5 protein-coding genes are annotated in these 17,247 nt (G+C 73.1%); 2 read left to right on the plus strand and 3 right to left on the minus strand.

The window, feature by feature from the left end:
* The first annotated feature begins 17 nt into the window (after positions 1-17).
* Both OG361_RS38280 and OG361_RS38285 read left to right on the plus strand, forming a co-directional pair.
* Positions 18-1,166: a DUF475 domain-containing protein gene (locus OG361_RS38280; protein WP_405861116.1), complete on the plus strand. Its 1,149-nt coding sequence runs from the start codon at positions 18-20 to the stop codon at positions 1,164-1,166.
* Positions 1,167-1,305: 139 nt separating this feature from the next.
* Positions 1,306-2,487 carry a cytochrome P450 gene (locus OG361_RS38285; RefSeq protein WP_405861118.1) on the plus strand — a complete coding sequence of 394 codons (1,182 nt, stop codon included), beginning with the start codon at positions 1,306-1,308 and terminating at the stop codon, positions 2,485-2,487.
* Positions 2,488-2,544: 57 nt separating this feature from the next.
* Here the strand turns inward: OG361_RS38285 and OG361_RS38290 are convergent, their stop codons facing one another.
* From OG361_RS38290 to OG361_RS38300, 3 genes are read right to left on the minus strand one after another with little or no spacing between them, the layout of a single operon-like run.
* Complete coding sequence (locus OG361_RS38290; RefSeq protein ID WP_405861120.1) at positions 2,545-5,697, minus strand: type I polyketide synthase; 3,153 nt, start codon at positions 5,695-5,697, stop codon at positions 2,545-2,547.
* A gap of 28 nt (positions 5,698-5,725) precedes the next feature.
* Positions 5,726-9,331 carry an SDR family NAD(P)-dependent oxidoreductase gene (locus OG361_RS38295; RefSeq protein ID WP_405862664.1) on the minus strand — a complete coding sequence of 1,202 codons (3,606 nt, stop codon included), beginning with the start codon at positions 9,329-9,331 and terminating at the stop codon, positions 5,726-5,728.
* Entirely contained in the window at positions 9,274-17,226 is a 7,953-nt protein-coding gene (locus OG361_RS38300; RefSeq protein WP_405862666.1) for a beta-ketoacyl synthase N-terminal-like domain-containing protein, read from the minus strand. Before OG361_RS38300 ends, OG361_RS38295 begins: the two co-directional genes overlap by 58 nt.
* Positions 17,227-17,247 lie beyond the last annotated feature (21 nt).

Below are 17,247 nucleotides of genomic sequence, written 5' to 3' on the forward strand. Positions count from 1 at the left end.
CAACGATTGGGTAGCCAGTGCTTCTGAAAACGTTCGGCTGGTCGTTCGCGGTCACCGCGCTCGGCCTGGTCGCGGCGGTGTTATACGGGGGATGGACCGGCTTCGGGATCGTGGCGATCCTGTCCATCCTCGAGATCTCGGTGTCCTTCGACAATGCCGTGGTCAACGCCGGGATCCTGAAGAAGATGAATGCCTTCTGGCAGAAGATCTTCCTCACCATCGGCGTCCTGATCGCGGTCTTCGGCATGCGCCTGGTCTTCCCGGTCGTGATCGTCGCCATCAGCGCCAGGATCGGTCCGATCGAAGCGGTACGGCTCGCGCTCGACGACAAGGAGACGTACCAGCAACTGGTGACCGACGCCCACCCGTCGATCGCCGCCTTCGGTGGCATGTTCCTGTTGATGATCTTCCTCGACTTCATCTTCGAGGACCGTGACATCAAGTGGCTCGGCTGGCTGGAGCGTCCGCTCGCCAAGCTCGGCAAGGTCGACATGCTCTCCGTCTGCATCGCGCTCATCGTGCTGCTCGTCTCCGCGATGACCTTCGCCACCAAGGCCCACCAGTACGGCGGCGTCCATGCGGACAAGGCGGAGACCGTCCTGATCGCCGGGATCGCGGGCTTGATCACCTACCTGATCGTCGCCGGCCTCTCCGGCTACTTCGAGAACAAGCTCGAGGAAGAGGAGGAGCGAGAGCACGAGGCCGCGGAGGAGGCCAGGAGGAGCGGCAGGAAGGTCCCAGCGGTCGTGATGGCCGGCAAGGCCGCGTTCTTCATGTTCCTCTACCTGGAGGTCCTGGACGCGTCCTTCTCCTTCGACGGCGTCATCGCCGCCTTCGCGATCACCAACGACATCGTCCTGATGTCGCTCGGCCTCGGTATCGGCGCGATGTACGTCCGCTCGCTCACGGTCTACCTGGTCCGCCAGGGCACCCTCGACGACTACGTCTACCTGGAGCACGGCGCGCACTACGCGATCGGGGCCCTGGCCGTGATCCTGCTCGTCACCATCCGGTACGAGATCCACGAGGTCATCACGGGCCTCGTCGGTGTCGTCCTGATCGCCTGGTCCTTCTTCTCCTCGGTCAGGCGCAACCGCAGACTGGCGGCGGCCGAGGGAAAGCACACGGAGTCCCGCGAGAGGGCTGACGTCTCCTCCGGCGTCTGAACCGGGCCGCCGGCGCGGGCCGCAGGGCCGCCGCCAGGCGGAATGGTCCCTGGTTTAGGGGCGCTTTAACGGGGGTGCGGAGAATACCGCGTCCCTGCGGACGCTCGGTCGTCCGCCGTCCCGGAAAGCAGGGGGCCTCATGCTGCCCACGTTCCCCATGTCGCGCCAGTGCCCGTACCACCCGCCCTCCGGATACGACGCGTTGCGTCAGGACGGACCCCTCGCCAAGGTCCGGCTGTACGACGGACGCACCGCCTGGGCCGTCACCGGCTACGCGGAGACCCGGCAGCTGCTGGTCGATCCGCGCCTGTCCTCCGACCGGTCCCGTCCGGACTTTCCCGTGCTGGTGCCGCGGATGGCCGCCGCCAAGCTGGTCGCGCTCGTCGGGATGGACCCGCCCGAGCACGACGTGCAGCGCCGCATGCTCATTCCCAGTTTCACCGTGAAGCGGGTCAACTCGCTGCGCCCGGCGATCCGTCGGACGGTCGTGGAACGCATCGAGGCGCTGCTCGCCTCCGGGCGGCGGGAGGCCGACCTCGTCCCGGAGTTCGCGCTGCCCGTGCCGTCCACCGTCATCTGCGAGCTGCTCGGAGTGCCGTACACGGACCACGAGTTCTTCGAGGAGCAGACCCGGCGGATGTTGCTGGCCACCAGCACGGCCGAGGAGGCGGCAGCGGCGAGCGGCGCGCTCGTCCGGTACTTCGACGAGCTCATCGAAGCCCAACTGGACGAGCCCCGCGAGGGGTTGGTCGGCGAGCTCATCGCCGAGCGGTTCAGGCCGGGCGAGCTGGGCCGGGAGGAGCTGGCGTCCATCGCCATGTTCCTGCTGGTCGCCGGCCACGAGACCACCGCGAACATGATCGCGCTGAGTGTCCTCACCCTCCTCGAGCATCCCGAGCAGCTCGACCGGCTCCGCGCCGACGAGAAGGGCGCGGGCGACGCCGTCGAGGAACTCCTGCGATTCCTGTCGGTCGCCGACGAGCTGCAGCGCGTCGCCGCCTCCGACATCGAGATCGCGGGGCACGTGATTCGGGAGGGCGACGCCGTCTACCTGCCGAACGCCGCCGCCAACCGCACGCCGGAGGTCTTCCCCGACCCGGACGTCCTCGACCTCGGACGCAGCGCCCGAGGGCACCTCGCCTTCGGGTACGGCATCCACCAGTGCATCGGCCAGAACCTGGCCCGCGCCGAGCTGGAGATCGCCCTGTACGAGCTGGCCGTACGGCTCCCGGGGCTGCGGCTCGCCGAACCGGTGGAGCAGCTCGGCACCAAGCCGGGCGGCTCGGTGCAGGGGATCCTCCGGCTGCCCGTCGTCTGGTAGCGAAGCACGGAGCGGCGGGCGCGGGGACCTCCTCCCCGCGCCCGCCGCTCCCGTGTCTCAGGCCGCCGGCGCCTGCTCCTCCATGAAGCGAGCCACTGCCGCCGGCGTCGGGTGGTCGAACAGCAGCACGGGCGGCAGCAGCAGGCCCGTCGCCTCGCAGAGCCGGTTGCGGACCTCCAGCGCGGTGAACGAGGAGAACCCGATGTCGAGGAAGTTGTCGTCGGCGTCGATCAGTTCGGGCGAGGCATGCCCGAGCACATCCGCCGCGTGGACCCGCACCAGCTGCAGGAAGGACGCCTCCTCGGGCAAGGTGTCCGCCGGGTCCTCGGCCGACGGGACCCCGGCCGCCGCGTTCGACGTCCCGTCCGCCCGCCCCGCGGGTCCCGGCACCGGCCCCGTGCGCGCCGGCCACCAGTACGGGACGTGCTCGAACGGGTACGTCGGCAGGTCCGCGCCCGCCCTCACGCCCGCCGGGCCGCCGTACCACTCCCGCCAGTCCACCTCCGCGCCCGCCACGTGCAGCCGCGCCAGCGCCCCGGCCAGCGAGACCTCCGCCGGGCGCTCGCGCACCAGAGCGGGCGCCACCACCGGGGCGGCCGCCCCGGCCGGCAGCGCCGCGGACGCCATCGGGGACAGGACCGCGTCCGGACCCACCTCCACGAAGGCCGTGACGCCCGCCTCGTGCAACGCGCCGAGCGCCGCGCCGAAGCGCACGGGGGAGCGCAGCTGGTCGGCCCAGTACTCGGGCCGGCGCAGCTCCTCGAACTCCACCGTGCGGCCGGTCAGGTCGGAGACGATCCGCAGCGCCGGCGGCCGGAACCGCAGCCCGGCCACCACCCGGCGCAGCGGCTCCAGGGCGCCGTCCATGTGGTGCGAGTGGAAGGCGTGGCTGACCCTCAGCCTGCTGGTCCGCCGTCGCCACACCGTGAGCGCCGCGGCGATCTCCGACACGGCCTCCGCGTCGCCCGACACCACCACCGACGTGGGCCCGTTGACCGCGGCCAGACCCACCCGGCCGCCGTACTCGCCGAGCAGCGCCCGCACCTCCTGCTCGGACGCCTCGCAGGCCAGCATCGCGCCGCCCGCCGGCTGTTCCTGCATCAGCCGACCGCGCGCCGCCACCAGCGTGGCCGCGTCCTCCATCGACAGCAGCCCCGCCGCCACCGCCGCCGTGAGGCCGCCGATGGAATGCCCGGCCACCCAGTCAGGCTCCGGGAGCAGCGTCCCCAACTGCCGGAACAGCGCCAACTCCAGGGCGAACAGGGCGGGCTGCGCGAACTCGGTCCGCTCCAGCAGGGCGGCCTCCGCACTGCCCTCGTCCGCCAGCAGCACCGGCAGCAGCGGCCGGCCCAGCGGGGTGTCGAAGGCGGCGACCACGTCGTCCAGCGCCGCCCGGAACACCGGCCTGCTCTCGTACAACTCCCGCCCCATCGCGGCGCGCTGACTTCCCTGCCCGGTGAACAGGAAGGCCGTCACGGGACGTTCATCCGAACTGCCGCGCACGACGCGCCCGTTCGGCCGACCCGCCGCCAGGTCCGCCAGCGCCGCCCGGACACCCTCGCGGCCTCCCGGGAGTACCGCCGCCCGGTGCCGCAGATGCCCGCGACCCAACGCGAGCGTGCGTCCGACCTCGATGTCGGGCAGCTCGGAGGCCGGATCCGCGCCCGGGACTCCCCGCTCGTCCAGGCGCGCAAGCAGCCGCCCGGCCTGCGCCCGCAGCGCCTGTTCCGTACGGGCCGACAGCAGCCACGGAGCCGGTACCTCGGGAGCCCGCACCGGAGCCGGTACCTCGGGAGCCCGCACCGGCGCTTCCCCGGCGGTCTCCGCCGGCGCCTGCTCCAGGATCACATGGGCGTTGGTGCCGCTGATCCCGAACGAGGACACCCCCGCCCGGCGCGGCCGATTCCGGTCCGGCCACGGCACCGACTCCGTCAGCAGCTCCACCGCCCCCGACGACCAGTCGACGTGCGGGGTCGGCTCGTCCACGTGCAGGGTGCTCGGCAGCACCCCGTGCCGCATCGCCTCCACCATTTTGATCACCCCGGCGATCCCGGCGGCCGCCTGCGTGTGCCCGATGTTCGACTTGAGCGAGCCCAGCAGCAGCGGTTCGCCCGCAGGCCGGCCCTGCCCGTACGCGGCCAGCAGCGCCCGCGCCTCGATCGGATCGCCCAGCCGGGTGCCCGTGCCGTGCGCCTCGACCACGTCGACCTGCTGCGGCGCCAGCCGCGCCGAGGCCAGCGCCTGCGCGATCACGCGTTCCTGGGTGGGCCCGTTGGGCGCGGTCAGCCCGTTGCTCGCCCCGTCCTGGTTGACCGCAGAACCGCGCAGCAGTGCCAGGATCCGATGCCCGTTGCGCCGGGCGTCGGACAGCTTCTCCAACAGCACAAGACCGACGCCCTCGGAGAACCCGGTCCCGTCGGCCGCGGCCGCGAACGCCTTGCACCGCGCGTCCGGCGACAGCCCGCGCTGCCGGCTGAACTCCACGAGCAGCTGCGGTGTCGCCATCACGGTCACCCCGCCCGCCAGCGCGAGGTCGCACTCGCCGCCGCGCAGCGCCTGCGCCGCCAGATGCATCGCCACCAGCGAGGACGAGCAGGCCGTGTCGAGCGTCACGGCCGGCCCCTCGAGACCCAGGTGGTAGGCGACCCGCCCGGACGCCACGCTGGTCGCGTTGCCGGTCATCAGATGCCCCTCGTACCCGTCGGGCACCTCCGCGGGCGGCGGCACGTACGCCTGCGAGACGACGCCCGCGAACACTCCGGTGCGGCTGCCGCGCAGCGAGGACGGCGCGATGCCGGCGCGCTCGAACGTCTCCCACGCCACCTCAAGCAGCAGCCTTTGCTGCGGGTCGGTGGCGATCGCCTCGCGCGGCCCCATCCCGAAGAACGCCGCGTCGAACCCGCCCGCCTCGTACAGGAAGCCGCCCTCCCGTGTGTACGTCGTCCCCGGCCGGTCCGGGTCCGGGTCGTACAGCGCGTCCAGGTCCCAGCCCCGGTCCACCGGCAGCCCGGAGACGGCGTCACGCTCCTCCGCCACCAGCCGCCACAGCGCCTCGGGGGAGTCGGCGCCGCCCGGGAGGCGGCAGCCCGTCGCCACGATCGCGATCGGCTCGTGGCTGCTGTCCTCCAGCTCACGGATCCGCCGCTTGGCCTGCTTCAGGTCGGCGGTCGCCCGCTTCAGATAGTCGCGGAGCTTCTCCTCGTTGCTCATCGCCGTCGCACTCTCTCCATTCAGCGGTTCAGGAGGCATCGAATTCCCCGTCCAGTTCTCCGTCGAGCTCCCCGTCCAGCGCGCGGAACAGCTCCTCGTCGGTGGCGTCCGACAGATCGGGCGGCCCGGCCGTGTCGGAGCCGTCGGAGGAGCCCGCCGGACCGGCCTCCTCCTCCCAGCGCCACAGCGCGGCCCGCAGCCGCTCCCGCAGCACCGGGAAGTCCGGGCTGTCGACGGTCACCGAGGCCAGCAGCCGGTCCAGATCGCCGGCCGGGTCCGTCGGCGCAAGGAGACCGAGCAGCCGCCCGGCCAGCGTCTGCGGCGTCGGGAAGTCGAACACCAGCGTCGTCGGCAGCCGCAGCCCGGTCGCGGCGGCGATCCGGTTGCGCAGCTCCACCGAGGTCAGCGAGTCGAAGCCGATCTCCTTGAACGCCCGGTCCGCCGCGATCCCGTCGGCCGCCGCATGTCCCAGCACCGCCGCCACCTGGTCGCGCACCAGCGTCAGCAGCACCCGCTCGCGCTCCGGCCCCGGCAGCGGCGCCAGCCGGTCCGCCAGGCTCTGTGCCGACACCGGCGCCGCCTGCGCGGCCCGCCGTACGACCGGCCCGCGCACCAGCCCGCGCAGCACCGCGGGCAGCCCCTCCGTGCCCGCCTGGGCACGCAGCCCGGCGAGGTCCAGCGGGGCCGGCACCAGCACGGGTCGCCCCGCGCCCAGCGCCGCGTCGAAGAGCGCCATGCCCTCGGGCACCGACATCGCGACCAGACCACCCCGGCCGATCCGGGCCAGGTCCGCCTCGGCCAGATGACCGGTCATCCCGCTCGCGTCCTGCCACATGCCCCAGGCCAGGGAGACGGCCGGCAGGCCGAGCCGGCGCCGATGGCCGGCGAGCGCGTCCAGGAAGACGTTCGCCGCCGCGTAGTTGGCCTGCCCGGCCCCGCCGAGCTGGCCGGAGGCGGAGGAGAACAGCACGAAGGACGACAGGTCGAGGTCGCGGGTCAGCTCGTGCAGATGCCAGGCCGCGTCCACCTTCGGACGCAGCACGGCCGCCGTCTTCTCCGCGGTGAGCGACGCGAGGATCCCGTCGTCGAGCACTCCGGCCGCGTGGACGACGTCGGTCAGCGGATGCGCCGGGTCGACCGACCCGAGCAGCGCGGCCAGCGCCGCGCGGTCCGCGGTGTCGCACGCCACGATCCGCACCTGCGCGCCCAGCGCCTCCAGTTCCTCCGCCAGCTCGCGTGCCCCGGGCGCCTCCGGCCCCCGGCGGCCGGTCAGCAGCAGATGCCGCACACCGTGCACGGTCACCAGATGCCGGGCCAGTGCCGACCCGAGCGTGCCGGTGCCGCCGGTGATCAGCACCGTCCCGTCGGGCGACGGCGCCGGCAGGATGAGGACCACCTTGCCGACCTGCCGCGCCTGGGAGAACCAGCGGAACGCCTCCGGGGCCCGGTCCGCCTCCCACGTGGTCACCGGCAGCGGTTGCAGCACCCCCCGCTCGAACAGTTCCAGCACGGAGGCCAGCACCGCGCCCACCGTGTCCGGATCCATGTCCAGCAGCTCGAACGGGTGGTAGGCGACACCCGGCCGTACGGCGGCCACCGCCTCCGGATCCCGCAGGTCGGCGATGCCCATCTCCACGAACCGCCCGCCCGGCCCGAGCAGCCGGAGCGACGCGTCGACGAACTCACCGGTCAGCGAGTTCAGCACCACGTCCACCCCGTCACCGCCGGTGGCGGCGCGGACGGAGTCCTCGAAGCCGGTCGTACGGGAGGAGGCCAGCCGGTCCCCTGTGACGCCGAGCGCCCGCAGGGCACCCCACTTGGCGACACTGGCCGTCGCGAACACCTCGGCCCCCAGGTGCCGGGCCAGTTGCAGCGCCGCCAGCCCGACGCCGCCCGCGGCGGAGTGGATCAGCAGCCGCTCCCCGGCCTTCAGGCCGGCCAGCTCGACCAGCCCGTAGTACGCCGTGGTGAACACCGCCGGGACACCGGCCGCCTGGGCGTACGACCAGCCTTCCGGGATCCTGGCGATCAGCCGCCGGTCGGCCACCGCCACCGGACCCACCGCCCCGGGCACGAGCCCGAACACCCGGTCGCCGACGGCGAGATCGTCCACTCCCGGTCCGGTCTCCAGGACCGTGCCGGCCGCCTCGGTCCCGAGCGGCGCCCCGACGGGCACCATGCCCAGCGCGGTCAGCACGTCCCGGAAGTTCAGCCCGGCCGCGCGCACGGCGATCCGCACCTGGCCCTCGGCCAGGTCGGCGCGCGCCTCCGGGTGCGGGGCGGCGTACAGGTCGTCCGGCGAACCGCCCGGCGTCGTCAGCCGCCACGGCCCGCCTTCGGCCGGCGGCGCGAGCGGCGCACCGACGGTCACGGGCGCCAGCCGCGGTACGAGGACCCGGCCCTCCCGCAGCGCGAACTGCGGCTCCCCGGTGGCGACGGCAGCGTCCAGGATCCGGCGGGAGGCGGAATCGGCGTCCGTGTCGTCGATGTCGGCCAGCACGATCCTGCCCGGGTTCTCCGTCGCGGCGGACCGGACCAGCCCCCACAGCGGGGCGGCGGCCAGATCCGGCACGTCACCCGGGTCGACGGCCACGGCCCGCCGGGTGAGCACCAGCAGGGGGCCCTCCGCGTCCCGTTCGGCCCACTCCTGGAGCCGGCCCAGCACCTCGGCCACGGCGGCGCGGACCGCGTCGGGACCGGGTCCGCCGTACGGGCCGGTGGCGTCGAGCAGCTCGTACGGGACGGAGGCGGCACCGGCGGACGGCCAGGGCTCGGCGAGCTCCGTCCACACCGGCTCGTACAGTGACCGCTCACCGGACGGCCGCGGCCCCGAGGGCAACTGACCGGGCGCCACCGGCCGCAGGGTCAGCGCGTCGACCGACAGCACGGGCGCCCCGGTGGGGTCGGCGACCGACACGGCCACCGAGTCCTCGCCGCCGGAGCCCGGCGCGACCGTGACGCGCAGCGCGGTCGCGGACGTCGCCCGGAGCGAGACGCCGCTGAAGGAGAACGGCAGCCGGATCCCGTCGCCCAGGAACTCGCCAAGACCCATGGTGTGCAGCGCGGAGTCGAGCAGTGCCGGGTGCAGGGTGAACCGTGCCGCGTCGTCGTGGTGCTCCGGCGCGAGTGCGACCTCGCCGTGGACGGTGTCGCCGGCTCGCCAGGCGGCGCTCAGGTTCTGGAAGGCGGGACCGTACTCGTAGCCGAGTGTGGCCAGCTCCCGGTACAGCTCGGTCACGTCGATCGGGTCGGCGCCGGCGGGCGGCCAGACGGCGTCGGGCACGGAAGAGGTGTCGTGCGCGTCGTGGTCCGCCGGGGCCAGGACGCCGGAGGCGTGCCGGGTCCACGGCTCGGGCTCGTCCCCAGGGTCGGCGTCGGGGCGGGAGTGCACCGCGATCCGGCGCAGGCCGGACTCGTCCGGGGCCTGCACGGACACCTGGACCCGGATGCTGCCGCGCTCCGGAACGAACAACGGTGATTCCAGGGTCAGTTCGTCGACCCGGTTGGTCTCCGTCCGCTGCGCGGCCCGCAGGGCCAGTTCCAGGAGCGCGGTGGCGGGGAGCAGCGCGGTGCCGTTCACGGCGTGATCGGCGAGCCAGGCGTGCGAGGCCGCCGAGATCCGCCCCGTGAGCAGAAGCGCGTCCCCGTCGGCGAGCGTGGTGACCGCCGTGAGGAACGGGTGATCGGTGGCATCGAGGCCGAGACTCCCGGCGTCGCTGTGCGCGGCGGGATCCTCCAGCCAGTAGCGGTGGTGTTGGAAGGGGTAGGTGGGGAGGTTGGTGGGGGGTGTGGGGGTGGGTGTGGTGTGCCAGGTGGTGGGTGTGCCGTGGGTGTGGAGTTGGGCGAGGTTGTGGTGGAAGCGGGTGAGGGTGCCTTCGTTGCGGCGGAGGGTGCCGGTGATGAGGGGGTGTGGTCGGTGGGGGATGCGTCGGTGGTGTCTTGGATGGCGGTGGTGAGGGTGGGGTGGGGGCTGGTTTCGATGTAGGTGGTGTGGGTGGTGTTGATGAGGTTGTGGAGGGTGGGGTGGAAGAGGACGGGGTTGGCGAGGTTTTGGTACCAGTACTCGGCGTTGAGGGTGGTGGTGTCGATGGGGCCGCCGGTGAGGGTGGAGTGGAAGGCGGTGGTGGATGTGGTGGGGTTGATGTCTGCGAGGAGTTCGAGGAGTTGGTGGTGGAGGGTGTGGACGTGGGGGGTGTGGGAGGCGTAGTCGACGTCGATGGTGCGGGCGCGGATGTCGTGGTTCTTGAGGGTGGTGACGAGGTGGTGGAGTTGGTCGGGGTTTCCTGCGATGACGGTGGAGGTGGGGCCGTTGTGGGCGGCGATGTGGAGGTCGTCGTAGTGGGTGAGGTGGGTGGTGGTGGTTTCGGCGTTGAGGGGGATGTGGGCCATGGCGCCGGTGCCGGCGAGGGTGAGGATGGCTTGTGAGCGGAGGGTGACGATTTTGGCGGCGTCGGTGAGGGTGAGGGCGCCGGCGATGTGGGCGGCGGCGATTTCGCCTTGGGAGTGTCCGATGACGGCGTCGGGGTGGATGCCGTGGTGTTGCCAGAGTTTGGCGAGGCTGGTCATGACGGCGAACAGGGCTGGTTGGATGATGTCGACGCGGTCGATGGGCGGTGCGTCTTGGGTTCCGTCGAGGACGTCGAGGAGGTTCCAGCCGGTGTGTGTCTGGATGGCTTCGGCTGCTGCTGTGAGGTGCTGGGCGAACACGGGTGAGGTCGCGAGGAGTTCGCGGGCCATGCCGTCCCACTGAGAGCCCTGGCCGGGGAACACGAACACGGTCTTCCCCAGCGGACTCACCACGTTCCGCACGACATCGGCGTGTGCTGCGCCGCCGGCCAGGGCATCCAGAGCTTCGGTGAGCCCGTTCCGGTCGGTGTGGGTGATGACGGCCCGGTGGTCCTGATCCGCTCGCCCGGTCGCCAACACGTGAGCCACTGAGTCGAGTTCGGCATCCGGGTGGCTGTCCACGTACGCGCGCAGCCGACCCGCCTGGTCCTTCAGTGCCGCCTCGGAGTGGCCCGACAGCACCCAAGGTGCCGGCACGCCGTCGCCGGGCTTCTCCGTGTCCGCCCCCTCGGCCTCGTACGCCGGTGCCTCTTCCAGCACCACATGGGCGTTCGTCCCGCTCATGCCGAACCCGGACACTCCGGCCCGCCGCGGTCGCCCGTTCGCGGTCCATTCCCGGGCCTCGGTGAGGAGCTCGACGGCTCCTGCCATCCAGTCGACGTGCGGGGTCGGCTCGTCGACGTGCAGGGTGCGGGGGAGCAGGCCGTGGCGCATGGCCTCGACCATCTTGATGATGCCGCCGACTCCGGCGGCGGCCTGCGTGTGGCCGATGTTGGACTTGAGCGAGCCCAGCCACAGCGGCCGGTCGGCCGGCCGGTCCTGGCCGTACGTCGCGACGATCGCCTGGGCCTCGATCGGGTCGCCGAGCGTGGTCCCCGTCCCGTGCGCCTCCATCGCGTCCACGTCGGAGGCGGTCAGGCCGGCGTCGGCCAGGGCCTGACGGATCACCCGCTGCTGCGACGGCCCGTTCGGGGCGGTGATGCCGTTGCTGGCACCGTCCTGGTTCGTCGCCGTGCCCCGTACGACGGCAAGGACGTGGTGCCCGTTGCGGCGGGCGTCCGAGAGCCGTTCGACGAGCAGCAGCCCGACACCCTCGCCGAACGCGGTGCCGTCGGCGCCCGCCGCGAAGGCCTTGCACCGGGCGTTCTGCGCCAGGCCGCGCTGACGGCTGAAGCCGATGAAGATGTCCGGGTTGGCGAGGATCGTCGCACCGCCCGCCAGGGCGAGGTCGCATTCGCCGCTGCGCAGCGCCCGCACCGCCAGGTGCAGGGCCACGAGCGAGGAGGAGCACGCCGTGTCCACCGTGACCGCCGGGCCCTCCAGGCCGAGCGTGTACGCGATCCGGCCGGACGCGATGGAGCCGGCGCTGCCGATCCCGAGGTACCCCTCCATGTCGGCCGGGAGCTTCACCCGCGAGCCGTAGTCCGTGTAGACGACCCCGGCGAACACGCCGGTCTTCGAGCCGTGCAGCGACGCGGGGTCGATGCCGGCCCGCTCGAAGGCCTCCCACGCGGTCTCCAGGAGCAGCCGCTGCTGCGGGTCCATGCTGGTGGCCTCGCGCGGGCTGATGCCGAAGAACGCCGGGTCGAACAGGTCGGCGTCGTGCAGGAATCCGCCCTCGCGGGCGTACGAGGTGCCCGGGTGCGCCGGGTCGGGATGGAACAGCCGGTCCAGATCCCAACCGCGGTTGACCGGGAACGGCGAGATGACGTCGCTCTCCGACGCGACCACCTGCCACAGGTCCTCGGGCGAGCGCACCCCGCCCGGGTAGCGGCAGGCCATCGCCACGATCGCGATCGGCTCACCGTCGTACGCTCCGCCGCCCGAAGTGCCCACTCCCGCAGCCGCGTTCTCGACGGCGTCGCCGAGCAGCTCGGCCCGCAGGTGGGCGGCGAGCGCGCCGGGCGAGGGGTGGTCGAAGACGAGTGTGCTGGGCAGCCGCAGGCCGGTGGCGGTGTTGAGACGGTTGCGGAGTTCGACGGCGGTCAGTGAGTCGAATCCCAGGTCCTTGAACGCGCGCGAGGCGTCCACCGTGTCCCGGGCCGAATGACCGAGCACCCCGCCCACCTGTGTCTTGACCAGGTCCAGGAGGGCACGCAGCTGCTCTGCCTCCGGCAGCCCCGCCAGCGAGGACGCGAGCGAGCCGGCCGCGGCGGCGTTTCCGGCGGCCGCGGCGCTGCGCACCACGCGCACCAGGGACCCGAGGACCGGGGGCAGCAGCCCCGCCCCGGCCCGCTCCGCCAGCGCGGCCCGGTCCAGCCGGGCGGCGACGAGCGAGGCCCGGCGCTCCGCGCCCTGGGTCAGTGCCAGCAGGTCGCCGACCTGGTCGGAGCCGAACGGGACCAGGCCGCGCGCGGCCGCCGGACCGCCGGACGCCTCGCGGGGTCCCCAGGCGACCGAGACGCCGGGCAGGCCGAGCGTGCGGCGGTGATGGGCGAGCGCGTCCAGATGGGCGCCCAGCGCGGCGCCCGCGGCCCGGCCGGTCCCGCCCAGGACGCCGGAGGCGTCAGGTGCCAGCAGGGCGAAGGCGGTCAACTCGGTGCCCAGGGTCAGCTCGTGCAGATTCCAGGCCGCGTCGATCCCGGCCCGCAGGGTCGCGGCGAAAGCCGCCGGATCCGTGGACGGCAGCACGCTCCCGGCGACCGGCTCGGCCGCGTGCACGACGGCGGCCGGCGGCTGGTCCGCCGGCAGCAGTGCCAGGGCGGCGGCGAGCGCGTCGCGGTCCGCCGCGCTGCCCGCGACGGTTCGCACCTCGATGCCCTCGTCGGCGTAGGCGGCGGCCCAGCGGGGGTCCGTGCCGAGTACCAGCAGACTCCGGAACCCCCGGGCCTCGAGGAAGTACCGGGCCGCGGACTCGGCGAGATCGCCGTCGCCGGAGACGACCACGGTGCCGGCCGCCGCGGGCGCCGGTGCCTCGGCGAATTCGCCGGGAGCGCTGCGGACCAACCGGGGGACGAGGAACGTGCCCTCCCGAAGGGCGAGTTGGGGCTCGTCGGTGGCGAGGGCGGCCGGTAGGGCGGACAACGAGGCGGGCGCACCGTCGAGGTCGATCAGGGTGACGCGGTCGGGATGTTCCGACTGCACGGCGCGGACCAGCCCCCACACGGCGGCGGGCGCCAGGTCCTGCACGTCCTCCGAGTGAGTGGCCACGGCGTGCCGAGTGACCACCACGAACCGGGTCGCCGCGGCCCAGGGGGCGGCGAGGAGCTGCTGGAGAAGCGGAAGGAGTCCCTCTGCATCGGGGGCGGTCAGCAGGACGACGTCGGGCGTCGCGACGGTCGTCTCGCCCGGCGCGTCCGTCGCACTGGAGTCCTGCGCGTCGCCCGCGTCGCCCGCGTCGCCCGCGTCGCCCGCGTCGTCCGCGTCGTCCGTAGGGACGGGGACGGGAGCGGAGCCGAGGGCGGGCTCAAGGCCGGGGAGCTCGGCCCCGACCAGTGCCCAGCTGCCGAGCGGGCCCGCGGGCTCCGGTACGGGGTCGAGGGCCGGCCAGTCGAGCCCGAGCAGCCAGTCGTGCCGGGCCCCGGCGGCCCGGGGCAGCGGGCGCAGCACGACGGATCCGACGGTCGCGACGGGTGTGTCCGCGGCGTCGTGGACGTGCAGCTCGTACGCCTCGCCCCGGGGGGCGAGCACCACCCGGAGGGCCCCGGCGCCCACGGCGTGCAGGGTCACGTCCTGCCACTCCACCGGCGCCACGTCCTCGTCGAGCTCGGTGAGCGCGGCCCGCAGGGCGGCGTCGAGCAGGGCGGGGTGCAGGCTGTAGCGCGCCGCCTCGTCGGCCGTCTCCTGGGGCAGCGCGACCTCGGCCCGGGCCCCGTCGACCTCGTCCTCGCGAGCGGCATGCGCAGCAGCGGCGGTGAGCAGGCCGGACGCCAGCGCCGTCCAGGGACGGTGCAGGGTGTCGTCGTCGGCGCCGTCCTCGTACGGCCGGGCGTACAGGGTGAAGGTGCGCTCTCCGTCCTCCCCGGGCGCGGCCACGGTGAGCTGTACGTGGACGCCGCCGGCCGGAGGCAGCGCGACGGCGTCGCCGAGCGACAGCCGGGCGATGCCGAGCCCGCCGAGCACCCGGCCCGCCTGGAGCGCCAGTTCGAACGGGACGGTGCCGTTCAGAATCGGTTCGGTGAGCCACGGGTGGGCATGGGCGGCGATCCGTCCGGTCAGGAGCAGCGCGTCCCCGTCGGCGAGCGTGGTCGCCGCGGTGAGCAGGGGGTGCTGAGTGGTGTGCAGGCCCAGGCTCTCGGGGTCGCCTCCGGTTGCCGCGTCCTCCAGCCAGTAGCGGTGGTGTTGGAAGGGGTAGGTGGGGAGGTTGGTGGGGGGTGTGGGGGTGGGTGTGGTGTGCCAGGTGGTGGGTGTGCCGTGGGTGTGGAGTTGGGCGAGGTTGTGGTGGAAGCGGGTGAGGGTGCCTTCGTTGCGGCGGAGGGTGCCGGTGATGAGGGGGGTGTGGTCGGTGGGGGATGCGTCGGTGGTGTCTTGGATGGCGGTGGTGAGGGTGGGGTGGGGGCTGGTTTCGATGTAGGTGGTGTGGGTGGTGTTGATGAGGTTGTGGAGGGTGGGGTGGAAGAGGACGGGGTTGGCGAGGTTTTGGTACCAGTACTCGGCGTTGAGGGTGGTGGTGTCGATGGGGCCGCCGGTGAGGGTGGAGTGGAAGGCGGTGGTGGATGTGGTGGGGTTGATGTCTGCGAGGAGTTCGAGGAGTTGGTGGTGGAGGGTGTGGACGTGGGGGGTGTGGGAGGCGTAGTCGACGTCGATGGTGCGGGCGCGGATGTCGTGGTTCTTGAGGGTGGTGACGAGGTGGTGGAGTTGGTCGGGGTTTCCTGCGATGACGGTGGAGGTGGGGCCGTTGTGGGCGGCGATGTGGAGGTCGTCGTAGTGGGTGAGGTGGGTGGTGGTGGTTTCGGCGTTGAGGGGGATGTGGGCCATGGCGCCGGTGCCGGCGAGGGTGAGGATGGCTTGTGAGCGGAGGGTGACGATTTTGGCGGCGTCGGTGAGGGTGAGGGCGCCGGCGATGTGGGCGGCGGCGATTTCGCCTTGGGAGTGTCCGATGACGGCGTCGGGGTGGATGCCGTGGTGTTGCCAGAGTTTGGCGAGGCTGGTCATGACGGCGAACAGGGCTGGTTGGATGATGTCGACGCGGTCGATGGGCGGTGCGTCTTGGGTTCCGTCGAGGACGTCGAGGAGGTTCCAGCCGGTGTGTGTCTGGATGGCTTCGGCTGCTGCTGTGAGGTGCTGGGCGAACACGGGTGAGGTCGCGAGGAGTTCGCGGGCCATGCCGTCCCACTGCGAGCCCTGGCCGGGGAAGACGAACACGGTCTTCCCCAGCGGACTCACCACGTTCCGCACCAGGTTCGCGTGCGGCGCATCCTGGGTCAGGGCCGTGAGTGCCTCCCGGAGATCTTCGCGATCGGTGTACGTGACGACGGCCCGGTGGTCCTGGTGGGACCGGCCCGTCGCCAGCACATGGGCCACCCCGCCCAGTTCCGCGTCCTCGTGGCCGTCCAGGTATGCGAGCAGCCGGCCCGCCTGGTCGTGCAACGCCGCCTCGGAGTGACCCGACAACACCCACGGAGCCCCAGATCCGGCCCCGCCGCGCGGCTCGCCCTCGCCGGCAATCGACGAGGCCTCCGCGGCCTGCTCCAGGATGATGTGCGCGTTGGTGCCGCTGATGCCGAAGGAGGAGACCGCCGCGCGACGGGGCCGCTCCGCCTCCGGCCACGCCACCTCGTCCGTGAGGAGTTCGACCGCGCCGGCCGTCCAGTCGACATGCGGGGACGGTTCGTCCACGTGCAAGGTCCGCGGAAGGACACCGTGCCGGATCGCCTCGACCATCTTGATGATGCCGCCGACGCCGGCGGCGGCCTGCGTGTGCCCGATGTTGGACTTGAGCGAGCCCAGCCACAGCGGCCGGTCGGCCGGCCGCTCCTGTCCGTAGGTGGCCAGCAGGGCCTGCGCCTCGATGGGGTCGCCGAGCCGGGTGCCCGTCCCGTGCGCCTCGACCGCGTCCACGTCGGACGTGGTCAGGCCGGCGTCGGCCAGGGCCTGACGGATCACCCGCTGCTGCGACGGCCCGTTCGGGGCCGACAACTGACCACTCGTACCGTCCTGGTTGACCGCGGAGCCGCGGACGACGGCCAGGACATGGTGGCCGTTGCGGCGGGCGTCGGAAAGCCGCTCCACCAGCAGCAGCCCGACGCCCTCGCCCCACCCGGTGCCGTCCGCCGCGGCCGCGAACGCCTTGCAGCGGCCGTCGGCGGACAGTCCCCGCTGCCGGCTGAACTCGACGAACAGTCCGGGCGTCGCGATCACCGTCGCCCCGCCGGCGAGGGCGAGGTCGCACTCGCCGTTGCGCAGCGCCTGCACGGCCAGGTGCAGGGCGACGAGGGAGGAGGAGCACGCCGTGTCGACGGTGACGGCCGGGCCTTCCAGGCCGAAGGTGTACGAGAGCCGGCCGGAGGCGATCGACCCGGCGCTGCCGGTGCCGATGTACCCCTCCAGGCCGTCCGGGGCCTTGCGGATCCGGCCGCCGTAGTCCCCGTACATGACCCCCGCGAATACGCCGGTGCGGCTGCCGCGCAGCGTCCGCGCGTCGATGCCGGCCCGCTCGAAGGTCTCCCAGGCGGTCTCCAGGAGCAGCCGCTGCTGGGGGTCGACGGCCAGCGCCTCACGCGGGCTGATGCCGAAGAACGCCGGGTCGAAGCGGTCGGCGTCGTGCAGGAACCCGCCCTCGCGGGCGTACGTCTTGCCGGTGCGCTCCGGGTCCGGGTCGAACAGGGCGGCCGTGTCCCAGCCCCGGTTCTCCGGGAAGGGCGAGATGGCGTCCGTGCCCGACGAGACGATCCGCCACAGATCCTCCGGCGAGCGCACCCCGCCCGGGTAGCGGCACGCCATGCCGACGATGGCGATCGGCTCGTGCCGCTCGGCCTCCACCTGGCTCAGCTGTTCCCGCGTCTGCAACAGATCGGCGGTCACCCGCTTGAGGTAGTCGCGGAG

Origin of the sequence: Streptomyces sp. NBC_00090 (assembly GCF_045160815.1) — a bacterium.
GTDB lineage: Bacteria > Actinomycetota > Actinomycetes > Streptomycetales > Streptomycetaceae > Streptomyces.

What these genes read in the sequence shown, in the direction of transcription:
- OG361_RS38285 (WP_405861118.1), top strand. Translation starts at nt 1,306, where the DNA reads ATGCTGCCCACGTTCCCCATGTCGCGCCAGTGCCCGTACCACCCGCCC.
- OG361_RS38290 (WP_405861120.1), bottom strand. Translation starts at nt 5,697, where the DNA reads ATGAGCAACGAGGAGAAGCTCCGCGACTATCTGAAGCGGGCGACCGCC.